This window comes from Nocardia alni (assembly GCF_019038435.1).
GTDB lineage: Bacteria > Actinomycetota > Actinomycetes > Mycobacteriales > Mycobacteriaceae > Nocardia > Nocardia alni.
In genome coordinates this window covers 1-13200 of record NZ_JAGPOX010000009.1, presented here as the reverse complement: position 1 = coordinate 13200, position 13200 = coordinate 1, and the positions used below count along the sequence as shown (strand labels likewise).

Here is a 13200-nt window from a genome sequence, read left to right as displayed (position 1 = left end):
TCTACGTTTCGATAGAGGAAACATTGTCACGACCACGGTAACTTCCTGGATGCCCGGGTGCAACCGGAAATCCGCGTACGCCGCTGCTCAGGAGGGCCCCCGGGCTGCCGTTTCGCATCGGGAAATCACTGTCCTAAGCTGGAACCGTGACGGATACCGAGGGCGAGAGCCAGAGTCGGTCCATCGCCGCGGTCGAGCGGGCCATGGACGTATTGTTGTTGTTCGGCCGTTCCGGCCGGGCGGATCTCGGGGTCACCGAGATCGCCAACGAACTGGGGCTGACCAAGGCCGCGGTGCACCGGATCCTCACGGCGCTGCGCAATCGCGACCTGATCGCCCTCGAACCGACCACCCGGCGTTACGCACTCGGCCACGCGGCCATCGCGCTGGGCCGGGCCTACCTGGCACGCACCGATCTGCGGGTGATGGCCGCCCCTGAATTGCGCCGCCTGGCAACCCAGACCGGGGAGACCGCCACGCTGTCCATTCGGCGCGGCAACACCCGCATGTACATCGACCAGGTCGTCCCGGATCAGGAACTGCGAATGGAGGTCGCCCTGGGCGTGCCGTATCCGCTGCACGCGGGCAGTCCCTCCAAGGTGATCCTGGCCTTCCTGCGGCCGGAGGAGATCGACGAGTACCTCGATCAGCAGGAGCTGACTCCGTTCACCGACGCCACCTTCACCACCCCGCGCAAGCTACGTGCCGAGCTGGAGGAGATCCGCGGGCGCGGTTATGCGATGTCGTTGGGAGAGCGGCAGATCGGCACGGCGTCCATCGCGGCGCCGGTGCTGGATCACGACGGCGGCGTGGTCGCGGCGATCAGCGTATCCGGTCCGTTGCCGCGATTCGAACCGCACATGCGGGACTGTCTGCCGCTGCTGGAGAAGGCGGTCGGTGCGATATCCGCCCAATTGGGTTACGGCGGTTGATACTTCACAGGTGTGCGCCGGGCTTCAGTACGCCCAGCGCCGCCGCCCCCAGGACACTGCCCCAGATCGCCCACACGTACGGCAGGCACCCATCGATGCTGCGGCGCAAGGTGCGCTCCACCTCCGGTGTCGAACCGCTCGTGAGCAGGGCGGCGAAGGCGGCTCCGAAGGGACGCAGCGTGATACGGATGCCTAGACCGGCCGCGATCGCGACGCAGTAGAGAATGATCTTGCCGCCCAGCCACTTCGGGTTGGTGGTGACGCCGAACGGCGCGTGCGCGAACAGCGTGTAGAGGCCCCCGGCGGCCATGCCCGCCACGACCACGATGCGGATGGCGAGGTCGCCGCGATGCACCGCGGCGAGGCGGCCGTGCGTGCGGTGTTCGGTGACGGTCAGAGCCAGCCAGATCAGCGCGAACACCCACACCGACGCCACGAACCACCAAGGGAACAGCGCGATTCCGAACAGCGACGCGCCGTGCGGATCCAACGCCATCAGGGTGAGGCCACTGGGCAGGAACAGCACCAGGCAGATTCTCGGCCCGAGATCCAGTCCGCTCATGATGGCCAGGGCGGCCGAACGGGCCATCGGGGTGAGTTCGGGATTGATCACGAACCGGCTGGAGTAGAACACGCCCAGGTCACCGCCCAGCCAGAAGACGAACAGCACCAGGTGCAGCAGGATCCACCAGCCGTGCGTATGCGCTCCCATCGCCCTCTCCGTTCTGCTGCGAAACGATCGGCCGACATGACCCGCGAGGCTCCGATCATGCCGCGCAGGTGGGTATTTCACTGATTGGCGGGATCGCCCCAGGCGCCGATGGAACGCGAGCGGACCGGCTCGATCAACCGCGGCGGCAGCGTGCCGGGATAGTTCTCGCCCCAATTGGTGGCCGTACCGCTCATCACGACCCTCGCCTCGGTGGTGTACCAGTCCACCAGGTCCGCATCCGAACGGATGATCCAGGTGCAGCCGTGCTCCGCATCGGCGGTGAAGTCGCCGTGCCGGATGAAGGCCGGTCGCCAGAAGTAGGTGCCGGGCCACATCCGGCCGAAGTTGTACTCGAATCCGCCGTCGAGGCAGTACGCCTCCTCCGAGCACGGGTGATGGGCCAGCGGCACCTCGCGCCAGCCCGGCTTCGCCTTGATGAGCCGGGTGTAGAAACCTGTCTTCTCGTCGCGATGCAACAGTTTGATGTACAGGCCCGGCACCGGTGTTCCGCCGAGGTCGAAACGCATGGGGCTGCCGTCTTTCACATCGATCCACGGCATGGTCGCGGAGTCGAGCGTGATCAGCCGCTGGTCCGGTCGCACGAAATCCCGATCGGCGTCGGCGCGATCGAAATGCCAGTCGCCGCCCTCGCGGAACAGCAGGATCTCGGTCCCGGCCGCGACGGAGACCGACGGGGTCCACACGCCCGCCGGGGCCGTCCAGTAACCCTCGGAGCCCAGTACGGTGTCGCCGATCCGCACCTGTCCGGACAGCACGAACCATTCGGTATCGGCGACGTGCACCCCGCCGGGCCGGGACCACTCGGAAGTGAAAGCGACTCGGAGAGAGGCAGATCCGTTCTCCTCGTCATAACTGAGATTGCGCTGCTCGGCGGCGCCGGTGGCGTGCTGGAACTCGGCGATGTGGGTGATCAGATCCCGATCGTCGATGAGCTCTACGTGTGGACGCATGAGATCTCCCGAGGTGAGCAAGAATTCGATACAAACTGTACTGGTTATCAGTAACCGCAACAAGGTGTATCGTAAATTTCCGTGACCAGGCCCGGACGCCCCACGGGACCCGCCAGCGATACCGAGGCGGTGGTGCTGACGGCCGCGCTCGAACTACTGCTCACCGAGGGCGCGGTGGCGCTGACGCCGCAGCGGCTGCATACCGTCACAGGCGTGGCCCGGACCACCATCTACCGGCACTGGCCCATGCCGCGGGACTTTCTGGCCGCGCTCATCGCTGTCGCACCACACCCGCCGGCGCGGCCCACCGGCGACCTGGCGGGCGACCTGCACGCCGAGCTCGACCTGCTGTGCGATCGCTTGCGGGACAAGCCCGTTGCCGCGTTCTTGCGTGCCCTGGTGACAGCCTCGACGACGGACCCGTCGTGTGCCGAACTACGGCGGCGCTATGTGCTGGACCTGCTCGAGCCGTTTCGCCGAGCCTTGCACGCGGTCGGCCTGGAACGCGAGGACGCCGCGGAGGTGGCGACCGACCTGGCGGCGCCGTTGCTGGTGGACGTGCTGCTGCTGGACCGGCCCGTCGACCGGGAACGAGCGCATCGCGCGCTATCTAATGTGCTGGCCCACACCACCTCTCGCTCCGGATAACCTTCCCCGACGTCTCGAGGAAACGATCATGACCAATTCCGTCGGCCCACGCGCCGTCTTCGGCGTCATCGTACCCAGTACGAACACTGTTGTGGAACATGATTATTGGACCGCCGGTGTGCCCGGAGTCAGCTACCGCGCGGGATCGATGTACATCTCGAATCCGGTGATGGGCGACGACGCGGACTTCCAGGCCCTGCTCGGGCAGATCCGCGCCTCGATCGACACCGCCGTGCGCGATGTGCTCACCGCCGAGCCGGATCGGATGGTAATGGGCATGTCGGCGGAGACGTTCTGGGGCGGCGTGGCGGGAAACGCGGCCTTCGAGCGGCGGCTGCGCGAGCGTACGGGCCTGCCCGTCACCACCGGAGCCAGTTCGTGCCGAGCCGCGCTGCACGCGCTCGAGTGTCGTCGGATCGCGGTGTTCTCGCCGTATCAGCCGATCGCGGACAAGGAGGTCGGCCGATTCTTCACCGAGGCGGGCTTCGAAGTCGCCGCGATCACCGGATTGCGCTGTCCGACCGCGATGGATATCGCCCGCGTGCCCGAGCAGCGCCTGCGAGATCTGGTGGAGGAGCTCGACGGTCCCGAGGTGGAGGCGATCGTTCAGGTGGGCACCAACCTGTCCTTCGTCGCGCTCGCCGAGGAGTTGGAGGCGCGGCAGGGCAAACCCGTGATCGCGATCAATGCCGCAACACTCTGGTATGCGTTGCGACAGCACGGTTTCGACGATCGCATCGAGGGCGCGGGCCGGTTGCTGCGGGAGTGTTGACGCACCCGGTGCCGATGCGTCAGCTCAGCAGTCGCAACGCGGCCTCCAGCGTCACCACGTCGGCGTACTTGGCGTTGAGATCGTAGAGATTCGCCTGTTGCAGGCGAGGGTCGCGGTCACCACACGCGTCGGCCACGACGATCGGACGGAACCCGTGCTGCAGGGCGTCGGTGGCGCTGGCTCGCACACAGCCGCTGGTCGTGAGGCCGGTGATCACCACCGTATCGATGCCCGCGGCGGTCAGATCCGCCGCCAGCGCGGTGCCGTGGAACGCGCTGGCGTACTGCTTGGTGACCACCGCCTCTCCCGGGCGCGGCGCCGGCTCGTCCAGGAAACGGGCCAGCGGATTACCCTCCTCGAATACCGCCAGCGAGGGGACCTTACGGCGGAACAGCCCACCGTCCGAGGTCCCCGGCCGGTAGCTCACACGCGTGAAGATGACCGGATATCCGTTCGCCCGAGCACGATTCACCACCTGGATCGCCGCACGCACCGCCTCCTCCACCGGGGCGCGCAACGGTGAGGCGTCATCGAGATAGGCGGCGCAGATGTCGATGACCAGGACAGCTGGGCTCGTTCCCGCGCCCAGCGGGGTCGCGAAACCCGCGCTGCGGGCATCCTCGTCGAGATCCTTCACGTGCGTTCCTCCGCATCGTCGACGGGCCAGGACAGAGTATGCCCCGCGACGCCTGCGGATGTGAATGCGCCGCAGGGATATCGGTCCGAGCCGAGATCGAGTCGATTCCGCTCGATGGTCACATCGAGCGATCGGCCCGGACTCGATCGCGTAATACCTGCCTCATCGCGAACTGGCGAATATCGGCTTTCGCTCGAGACCGTACCGTTTGTGACATGTACACCAAACCCGCTCGTGATCAAGCTGATTCGCGATCACCCGGTCGGCTCCGGTTGGCATGCAACGAGAGTAGCGTGGAGTTTCCAGCACCCTCAGTATCACTATCGCGCGGTGGCGTATTCCAAAGGCGGAGGGGCAGTGTCGAGCATCGATGAGCGCATTCACATGGCGGTCGCCTGGCTGCTGAGCAGCCAGTTGCCGCACGTGGGCGGCGGCGCGGGCTGGGGTTGGATACCCGACGTGCCGCCGAACCCGCAGAACACCGCCGAGGTCGTGTGCGCACTGCACCGGGCAGGCTGCGAAATACCCAGCGCCGCACGGGTTACCACATTGGTACGGGCCGTCATGGTAGAGCGGCCATCCGGTGACGAATGGTATTTCCGCACACCCATCGACGTATCGTGGCGTGTACGTGCACTGCGTTGTCTGGGAGTGGCCGAAACCGACGAGAGTTTGGTTGCCGGCGTGCGATCTATACTGGACCAACAGGATTCGGAGTCCGGCGGGTGGCGGATGTCGGGTTATCTGGGGCCGGTGTCGATTACCGCGACCGCGGGGGCGGTGCAGGCACTGATCGGCGGCGATTCCTCCGGCGCCGAACGGGACCGGGCCATCGCCCGCGGGATCGCCTACCTCGTCTCGGCCGTCTATCAGGAACCACGGTCGCTGCCCATGTACGCGGCCGCGCATGTCGCGACGGTCCTGTCCCGGCCGGAGATCGCCGCCATCGGCGACAAACGGGCCGAGCGCGCCTGCGCCCTGGCCGCCGAGCGGCTGCTGGCGGGTCTGCGCCGCGACGAGCACGACATCGAGACCGAACTGTTCCGCCGGGACAACTTCGTCGATACCTGGCGTCACCTCACCCTGCACCTGGCCATCGGGGCGGTGGTCGCCGCCGACAGTCGTTCGGTCTTCGATCCCGCGGTGCGCGCGGCCATGGTCGAACTGCTGGATATGCAGGAGGTGGACGCGCTGGGCATCTACCGCGGCGGATTCCGGATCTCGGCGGAGGGCCCGGTCACCTCGTATGCCACCACCCAGGCGCTCGAAGCCCTGCTGCAAGTGCAGCCCGCGATCAACGAACGGGTGAATCCGGCGAAGGTGTACGACGAGATCTGCCGTGCCGACGGCGCCCATCCCACGGACGCCCAGGTCCTGGTCTCGGTCCGCGGGCACCGATTGGTCATGAACTCGACCGCCGCGGCGACGCTGCTGCCGGTGAGCTCCGCCGCCGGGGCGACCATCTTCGCGCTGGCCCTGCTGTGCACCTCGCAGTTGGGCCATATCGTGAGCCGCGGGCTGGTGGTGTGGGGGACGCTGCTGTTCGCGCTGGGCGTCTACGGCGCGATCGCGACCCGCTTTCCCCGCCTGCCCAAACGCCGCGTGGCCGCCGCGATGTTCGCGGCATTGACCGCGGTGGTCCTTCCCGTGATCGCCTTTCTGCTGGTGTGACGACCGTGCCCACCCGGCTGGTCTCACTCGCCCTGATGGTGGCCGTCACCGTCCTGTGGGGCGGTTCCAGTGCGCTGCTCGCCGTGCTGGCCGCGCCGACGACCTCGTGCCTGGTCGCGTTCGGTGGCGCGGCGACATTGCTGATCGTGGCCCGGTTGCGCGGGGAGAATCCGTGGCGCGCGTTCGTCGCGCACCCGGCTCTCTACCTGCGACTCGGCGGCTTGGAGACAGCCAATCTGGTCCTGTACGTCACCGCGTTGCGGATCGGCCCGTTGCCGGTGGTGGTACCGCTGCACCTGGCCGCACCGGTGCTGCTCATCAGCATCGGCCTGGTGCGCGGCCGGCGGCCGCCCACCGTGCCGGTCGCGATCGAACTGCTGCTGGTCGGTGCGGCGATGTGGCTGGTCACCACACATCATCCCGCAAGTCTGGCGGTGGGCGAGGTCGCTGCGGGCTGTCTTCTCGCACTGGCCAGTGCGGCCTGCGTGGCCATACTGGTCAGCCTGATCGCCCGGGAGGCGGAGGCGCGCTCGACCGTCACCTCCGCGGGTCTGCAGATCCTGCTGGCCGCGATCGCGGGCACCCCGCTGCTCGCGATCGACCCGCCGACACCGCGCTCGGCGGCCGAACTGCTCGCCGTCGGTGCGCTGTTGCTGGGTCCCGGATTCGCGCTCTACTGGCGGGCTCTGCGGCGGCTGGACGCGACGACGGCGAGCATCATCGGGCTCAACGAGGCGGTCGTGGCCGCGCTGGTGGGGGCGCTGTGCACAGGTACCCGGCTCACCGTGGCGACGGTCGGGGCAGGCGCTCTCGTACTCGGGGCGGTCGGTCTGGAACAGTGGTCGGCCTCGGGGCGTGATGCGCCGCCCTGACGAATTCGGCGCAGGCCAGCGGATCCTTGTCGCCGTGGGGATCGTCGAGGCCGGAGTTGACGTCGACCCAGGACGGCCGCACCGCCTCGATCGCCGCCGCGACATTGTGCGGGTTCAGCCCGCCGGCGAGCATCACCGGAAACCCGAGGCCGGCGAGTTTGTCCACGATCCGGGCGCTGATCGTCCAGTCATGAGTGCGCCCGGTGCCGCCGAGCCGGTTGGCCGACCGCGAATCCAGCACGATCCCATCGCAATCCGGAGCCACCGCGACCGCCGCCCCGATCGCCTCCGGCCCCGTCACATGCACCGCGCGGATGACCCGCCGCCCGTCCGCTCTGTCCTTGACCGCGCGCACGGTCTCCAGCGTGATCAAACCGTGCAGCTGGATGCAGTCCACGCTGATACGGTCGGCCAGGTCGAGGATCTGCGCGGCGGAGGTGAGATGAGTGACCAGAACACGATCGACAGTCGCCGGGACCAGGCGCGACAGTCGCCGGGCATGCGCCGCGTCCACGACGTCCTCGCTGAAGTGGGTGACACCCGAAATGAAGCCGACCGCATCGGCGTCGGCGGCCAGCGCGGCCCGCAGATCGGACTCGCTCCTGATCCCGCAGATCTTCGCTCGGACAGTGATCATCCGGCACACCATAATGCCTACTCGGTACCATGTCCGGCGCGGTCGTCGGGCGACGAGAGATGCCGGACACGGCGTCAGCGGGATCGGAGGCCGTCGGCAGCCCACCGACATCGACGGCAGCGGCACACGGCTACATCGGCGGCGCTGATGCCCTCCCCCAAGCGATGGATCCCCTTCCGCTGACGGTAACACGCACAGACAAAGCACAGCCAGAGTCAGCTGGGCGCCGGACTCGCACTGCATGCGAATGGTGCACCGGCGCTGATCAACGCACGGTCAGAAGTGGTACGGACCGAATCGGCCCCACGCGACCAAGGCCAGTAGTAGGAGGTAGATGACATTCATTGCCGCGAGCGAGGTTTCGGAGCGGCGAAGGTGAACGATCGAACCACCGATGACCAGGGCCAGGCCGCCCAGGGCGGCGATGGGGACGAGGATCGGCGCGATATTCACGGCGGCGGGCAGAATCAGGCCGAGACCTGCCAGCGCGTCCAGGACACCGATGGTTTTCACGGCCGGTACGGAGAACTGCTCGACCCAGCCGAAGGTGGCCGCGAGCTTGTCCTTGGGCCGCAGGATCTTCAAGGCGCCGACCGCTATCAAGGTGGCCGCGAGCAGGGCCTGCACGACCCACAACAGCACGTTCACGAGAACTCCTCGGATATGGTCCAAATTTGGACATTGCTGTCACGCTAGCAGGTCATCCAAATTTGGACCATTGCTATTCTTGGTGACGTGGCAGATCAATCCGAACCGTCCGGCGACAGCGAACTCCTGCCCGCCGAAGTACGAACCTGGATGCGCATACTGGCCGCCGCCGGCGCTGTCGAACAGCAGCTACGCACCCACGTCAAACTGGCATTCGGGGTCTCCCACGACGATTTCCTGATCCTGTGCCTGCTGGCCGACCAGCCCGGCCACACGCTGCGCATGACCCGGATCGCCGAACTGCTCGGCCGCCCGAAGACCCGGATGACCTACCAGGTCAGCTGCCTGCACCACTTCGGCCTGGTCACCCGCAGTTCCGTCCGCGGCGACAAACGCGGCATCGCCCTCACCCTCACCGACAAGGCCCGCCGCCTGCTCGCCGAGAACTCCCCCGCCCTCGCCCAGGCCGTCAGCGAGGCCGTCACCCGCACCTTGGGCCCCAGCCAGCGCGAGGCGCTGGGCTCCCTACTGGCCCAGACCACTACGGACGGCGATCGGTCGCGATGAACCGTCACACATGACGAAATCCGCTGCGAATCAAGGCGATGCCTGCTGACCGATGCATGCCGTGGCGTCGATGACCAGCCGACTCGACCGGCGGAGTCCGCTGCGAGAGAGGGTTTCAGCGTGTGAGCTGGCTGATGCACACCTCGTGGATGCGGGTGTCGGCGCCGACCCTCAGGCGGCCCACGAGGGAGGCCTCCGGTACACGGTGACCGTTGAGATGGCCCGCCGGTATCGCAACGACGTGGGCGTCGGCCCGGCGCAGTGCATCGATCAGCGCGAGGAACTGCGGAGGCAGCAGGCCCGAATCCATTTTCTGCTCGTGGAAGACCTCGCCCAGGTCGAAGCCCTCGACGGCTGCCACCTCGGCGAGCAGCGCCTCCCACCGCAAGGGGTCATCCACCAACTCGTCGCACAGGTAGCCCAGCATCAGTGGCCGTAGGGTCGCCACGATTCACCTGCCATAGCCCGGCGCCGTGCCCGGATGAAGGATATTCGGCACCACTGTTCGTGCCGCCTGCCCGCACCGCATGCATACTCCTCGAAACGCCCTATTTGCCCGAAAGAACCAGGCACAACGGCGAATTCGCCCTGGTCGTGCTATAACTCCATCAAGATTATTATCGACATCACATGATGTCAACAGCATCCGATGTCAACATGCGGTGGCCTGCCGCCGCGGAAGGGCACTGGACATGCGGTCCTGCACTCCTAGTGCGGAGCGGTGTCGACCATGTCGTGGGTGACACCGTAACGCTGTCGCTGCTCGTTCATGAGGGCGGCGCGCTGGGCGAAGGCGCGTCTGGTGCGCAGCTGGTTGACGCCCGGGATCGCGGCGAGGGTGCGGTTGACGCCGCCCAGGAACGGACCCAGCACCGTGGGCGCGTACTTCAGCCGGGTGTCGGGGACGGCCAGCATGGTCGCCGGGCCGTCGCCGATGAACGCCCGGGTCAGGCCGTTCACGACGTCGACCGCGAGGCGCTGCTTGGCCCGGCCGCCCCACGGGATCAGGTGCGCCACTTCGCGAGCGAGGTAATCGTGGGTCAGCGCGCGGACGAAGATTCGGTCGTCGGCGCTCGGCTCGGTCGCGGTGAGTGTGTAGAGCTCCTCGATGCGAATGTGGTCGGCCTCGTCGGCCGGATTCAGTTCGGGGCCGACGCCGCTCAGATGCCCGACATAGCGCCACAGATGGTAGATGTCATCGAGTTCGCCTGGGGTGTACCGCACTCCGAGCTTGTGCATGGCCGCCAGCGCGATATGGCCGAACTCGGCGAGGGTGAAGGCCATGAAGCTCTGCGGAATCGGCGCGCCCACCGCGCCGGAGTCCCAATTGCCCTCGGTCAGTAGGTGTCTGCGCACGAACGCGTGAATTATGCGCACCCGCAACGTCTGTGCGAATCCGGCGCCGTCGCGGGACAGCCCCCCGGGCGTGAGGATCGCCTCGAGCCAGGAGCCGACCTCCAATGATCGGACCGCGGCCTGAGTCGTGTAGCGGCCGGTCAGCACCAGCGGCAGGCCCGCGGTCGAATTCATCGCTCCCGAGGTCAGCGACGCGGCCCCGAGCACGATCGCGAAGGAGGAGGTGTGGCGCGTCAGGTGGCCCGCGGCGCGATCCAGGCGGGCGTGCTCCAGCCAGAGCGGTTCGGCGTCGACCGCGGCGAACAGCGCCCGCAGCGAGGCCGGGGCATCGGCGACCGTGTCGATGCCGTGCTCCAGCGCGTGCCGCAGCATTCCCATGCCGTGTCCCGGCCGCAGTCCGGCGAAGTCCGCCACGACCGCGTCGGCGGGCGGGTCCGCGTGCGTGATCCCCTCGAGCCATAAGCGACCGCGCTCGCCGTATCGGCGGATCGCGGCATAGGCGTTGGGCACCCTCGGGATTGCTTCTGTCACACCACTATGCAAACATGAGAATTCCTCATCTTCTATTCACTTTTGGGAGACGCCGGATGCCGCCTCGGGGCCGCTCCCGCCCGCAGCAGCGGCGGGCCGTGGAGATGCGACGCCGCCTGCTCGACAGCGCCGGGAAGCTGCTGTCCAAACATGGTGTCGAGTGGGTGACCACGCAGGCGATCGCCGATGCCGCGCACGTCAGTATCGGCACTGTATATCGGTATTTCCCCGATCGTTCGGCCATCCTCGCCGAACTGGCCGACGAGGCAGCGCGGGAGATCTCCTACGAACTCGTCGAGGCGGTCGGCCGGGCGATGCGCCACGATGTCGAATCCGCGGCGCTGATCGTCGTCGAGGCGCTGACCGCCGCCTGCGAGAAACACGCCCGGATCCTCGCGGCCGGAGCCGGACCCTCATCTTTCGATATACCGCCGTACCTCAACCGCATGACGGTGCAGGAGGTGGAACGCAGTCTGCTGCCGCTCGGTAGCGCCATACCGCGCCGGGCCCGGCCGGACCTGTCGCAGAACGAACTGGACGATCTGGTGTTCCTCACGATGGGCGTCACATCGAGTGCGTGCCTGCGGATCGCGTTGCAACGACCCCCCGGCTCGGATCGCGACAGGATGGTGGCGGTGACGGCCAAGATGCTCGCGGCCGCGCTGACGGCGAACTGATATCCGCGACGACACCGAAACCTGTCGGTGGTCGCTCGTATCGTTGGTCATATGACCGATATCGCGCCGTTCGCCGCGGTCGCGCGCGCACGATTCGGGGATCCGGGCGTCCACGCCCTGGTACGCCGAGGGCGCACCGTGCACGCCGTACACCTGGGCCAATGGATCGGCGACGAGTACGCACCAGAGCTGGTGTGCCACACAGGAGTCGCCGGATGGTCCCCGTCGGCGCTGGAACCCACCCGCGCGGCAGTCACGTGCGCCCGATGCCTGCGCAGCCTGGGCGCCGGCCGGGAGCACCAGGGGCAGTTGGCACTGTTCGACCCGGCTGCCCGGTAGCACGTGGCTACCCAGCACGCATGCCGCCGATTCCACGCATAGGGGTGCGGCCTATGTGTACTTCCCGTGACGCACACGATCTGCGATCGTGGTGGCTCACGACCATGGACGAGGAGACGCGTGGTGGAGATTCGGAGCATCGCCGGTGCGGTGACAGCGGTGGTTGCGGCGGCAACCACGTTGACGATGCCGGCGATGTCCGCCGGGGCCCAGCCGTCCTGCCCGCATGCCACGGTGAGTACGCTCTCGGCCGCGACGACGCCCGGTCTGGACTGGTCGGAGAATGTCGGCACCGATCGGCATGGTGCACTGTGGGTTTCGCGGCTTTCACGCAATGTAGTCGAGCGCGTGGACGAGAACGGACACGTCACCGCGAGCGTCGCGGTCGACTCCCCCGGCGCCGTACGTGCGGCCCGCGACAACCTCGTGTACGCCGATTTCGGTGATTCCACGACCAACCTGCCGCCCGGCTCCCACGGCGGCGGCGTCGTCCGTTTCGATCCCGATCGCCCGACATCCGGACCACACGTTGTCGTATCCGGCCTGGGCATGGCCAACGGTCTCTCATTCGACTCGGCAGGCAACCTCTACGTGGCCGACACCTCGACCGGCGTCGTCCGAATCCGGCCCGACGGCTCGGTCGACACCCAGTGGAGCGCCCAAGCGCGCATTCCCGGCCTCGACGGACTGGCCATCACCGGCGACTCCGTCTACGCCACACAGATATTCAGCCCCACCGGCCGCATCCTGCGAATCCCGATCGCCACACCGGCACGCCCCCGGGTCGTCGCCGATCTCGGCTCAGGAGGCGTCCCACCACTACCCGACGACATGACCGTCGGCCCGGACGGTGTCCTGTACCTCGCCACGGGAACCGGCCGCCTGGTACAGGTAGATCCGGCCACCGGGCAGGTCTGCACCTTGCTGTCGGGCGAGCCGATGACGTCTGTCGCCATAGACCCGCACCACCCCGGGACCTTGATTCTCGGCACCGAGAGCGGCGACCTGCTCCGGGCACGAGTCGAACAATAACGTCGCGATACTCCAGTATCAGGAGCCGCAGGTCCGAAGTGGCCTGGAATCGTTCTAGAGGCCGATGTGGACCGTTTTTTCTTCGGTGTCAGCTTCGATTCCGGTGCGGCCGAGTTCGCGGCCTGTGCCGCTGCCGGCGCGGCCGCCCCAGGGGAGGGCTGGGTCGGGGACACCCCAGCCGTTGACCCAGACTGTGCC

17 protein-coding genes are annotated in these 13200 nt (G+C 67.4%); 9 read left to right on the top strand and 8 right to left on the bottom strand.

Features of this window, described 5'->3' with window-relative positions:
• Window positions 1–146: 146 nt before the first annotated feature.
• Window positions 147–932: an IclR family transcriptional regulator gene (locus JZ791_RS46415; RefSeq protein ID WP_216893098.1), complete on the top strand. Its 786-nt coding sequence runs from the start codon at window positions 147–149 to the stop codon at window positions 930–932.
• Window positions 933–936: 4 nt separating this feature from the next.
• On the opposite strand, the gene JZ791_RS05665 is transcribed toward JZ791_RS46415, so the two are convergent.
• Entirely contained in the window at window positions 937–1644 is a 708-nt protein-coding gene (locus JZ791_RS05665; RefSeq protein ID WP_216893097.1) for a hypothetical protein, read from the bottom strand.
• A gap of 77 nt (window positions 1645–1721) precedes the next feature.
• Window positions 1722–2615 (bottom strand): DUF4437 domain-containing protein, encoded by an 894-nt coding sequence (locus JZ791_RS05660; RefSeq protein ID WP_216893096.1) that lies wholly within the window; start codon window positions 2613–2615, stop codon window positions 1722–1724.
• Between the two features lie 81 nt (window positions 2616–2696).
• Here JZ791_RS05660 and JZ791_RS05655 point away from each other — a divergent pair, with 81 nt between their 5' ends.
• Window positions 2697–3263 carry a TetR/AcrR family transcriptional regulator C-terminal ligand-binding domain-containing protein gene (locus JZ791_RS05655; RefSeq protein ID WP_216893095.1) on the top strand — a complete coding sequence of 189 codons (567 nt, stop codon included), beginning with the start codon at window positions 2697–2699 and terminating at the stop codon, window positions 3261–3263.
• A gap of 28 nt (window positions 3264–3291) precedes the next feature.
• Window positions 3292–4035, top strand: coding sequence for a maleate cis-trans isomerase family protein (locus JZ791_RS05650; RefSeq protein ID WP_216893094.1), 744 nt, complete (start codon window positions 3292–3294; stop codon window positions 4033–4035).
• Between the two features lie 19 nt (window positions 4036–4054).
• Here JZ791_RS05650 and JZ791_RS05645 read toward each other — a convergent pair whose 3' ends face one another.
• Window positions 4055–4672 carry an isochorismatase family protein gene (locus JZ791_RS05645; RefSeq protein WP_308162789.1) on the bottom strand — a complete coding sequence of 206 codons (618 nt, stop codon included), beginning with the start codon at window positions 4670–4672 and terminating at the stop codon, window positions 4055–4057.
• Between the two features lie 357 nt (window positions 4673–5029).
• Between JZ791_RS05645 and JZ791_RS05640 the strand changes: the two genes are divergently transcribed.
• Both JZ791_RS05640 and JZ791_RS46410 read left to right on the top strand, forming a co-directional pair.
• Complete coding sequence (locus JZ791_RS05640) at window positions 5030–6343, top strand: prenyltransferase/squalene oxidase repeat-containing protein (protein WP_216893093.1); 1314 nt, start codon at window positions 5030–5032, stop codon at window positions 6341–6343.
• On the top strand, window positions 6340–7215 hold the full coding sequence (locus JZ791_RS46410; RefSeq protein WP_216893092.1) for a DMT family transporter: 876 nt from the start codon (window positions 6340–6342) through the stop codon (window positions 7213–7215). Before JZ791_RS05640 ends, JZ791_RS46410 begins: the two co-directional genes overlap by 4 nt.
• On the opposite strand, the gene JZ791_RS05630 is transcribed toward JZ791_RS46410, so the two are convergent.
• Both JZ791_RS05630 and JZ791_RS05625 read right to left on the bottom strand, forming a co-directional pair.
• On the bottom strand, window positions 7124–7852 hold the full coding sequence (locus tag JZ791_RS05630; protein ID WP_216893091.1) for a phosphoribosylanthranilate isomerase: 729 nt from the start codon (window positions 7850–7852) through the stop codon (window positions 7124–7126). The genes JZ791_RS46410 and JZ791_RS05630 overlap by 92 nt on opposite strands.
• 276 nt (window positions 7853–8128) lie before the next feature.
• Entirely contained in the window at window positions 8129–8500 is a 372-nt protein-coding gene (locus JZ791_RS05625) for a DoxX family protein (protein ID WP_216893090.1), read from the bottom strand.
• A gap of 87 nt (window positions 8501–8587) precedes the next feature.
• Between JZ791_RS05625 and JZ791_RS05620 the strand changes: the two genes are divergently transcribed.
• Window positions 8588–9067 (top strand): MarR family winged helix-turn-helix transcriptional regulator, encoded by a 480-nt coding sequence (locus tag JZ791_RS05620; RefSeq protein WP_216893089.1) that lies wholly within the window; start codon window positions 8588–8590, stop codon window positions 9065–9067.
• Between the two features lie 115 nt (window positions 9068–9182).
• On the opposite strand, the gene JZ791_RS05615 is transcribed toward JZ791_RS05620, so the two are convergent.
• Window positions 9183–9515: a hypothetical protein gene (locus tag JZ791_RS05615; RefSeq protein ID WP_216893087.1), complete on the bottom strand. Its 333-nt coding sequence runs from the start codon at window positions 9513–9515 to the stop codon at window positions 9183–9185.
• Window positions 9516–9775: 260 nt separating this feature from the next.
• Window positions 9776–10954 carry an oxygenase MpaB family protein gene (locus JZ791_RS05610; protein WP_216893086.1) on the bottom strand — a complete coding sequence of 393 codons (1179 nt, stop codon included), beginning with the start codon at window positions 10952–10954 and terminating at the stop codon, window positions 9776–9778.
• 56 nt (window positions 10955–11010) lie between these two features.
• On the opposite strand from JZ791_RS05610, the gene JZ791_RS05605 reads away from it, so the two are divergent.
• The 3 genes from JZ791_RS05605 (at window position 11011) to JZ791_RS05595 (ending at window position 13002) form a co-directional block, all read left to right on the top strand.
• A complete protein-coding gene (locus JZ791_RS05605) occupies window positions 11011–11631 on the top strand; it encodes a TetR/AcrR family transcriptional regulator (protein WP_254205264.1) in 621 nt (206 codons plus the stop codon).
• A gap of 51 nt (window positions 11632–11682) precedes the next feature.
• Window positions 11683–11970 (top strand): hypothetical protein, encoded by a 288-nt coding sequence (locus JZ791_RS05600; RefSeq protein WP_216893085.1) that lies wholly within the window; start codon window positions 11683–11685, stop codon window positions 11968–11970.
• Window positions 11971–12093: 123 nt separating this feature from the next.
• Window positions 12094–13002 (top strand): SMP-30/gluconolactonase/LRE family protein, encoded by a 909-nt coding sequence (locus tag JZ791_RS05595; protein WP_216893084.1) that lies wholly within the window; start codon window positions 12094–12096, stop codon window positions 13000–13002.
• 54 nt (window positions 13003–13056) lie between these two features.
• Here the strand turns inward: JZ791_RS05595 and JZ791_RS05590 are convergent.
• On the bottom strand, window positions 13057–13200 hold a 144-nt coding region (locus JZ791_RS05590), incomplete at its 5' end, for an aldehyde dehydrogenase family protein (protein WP_216893181.1).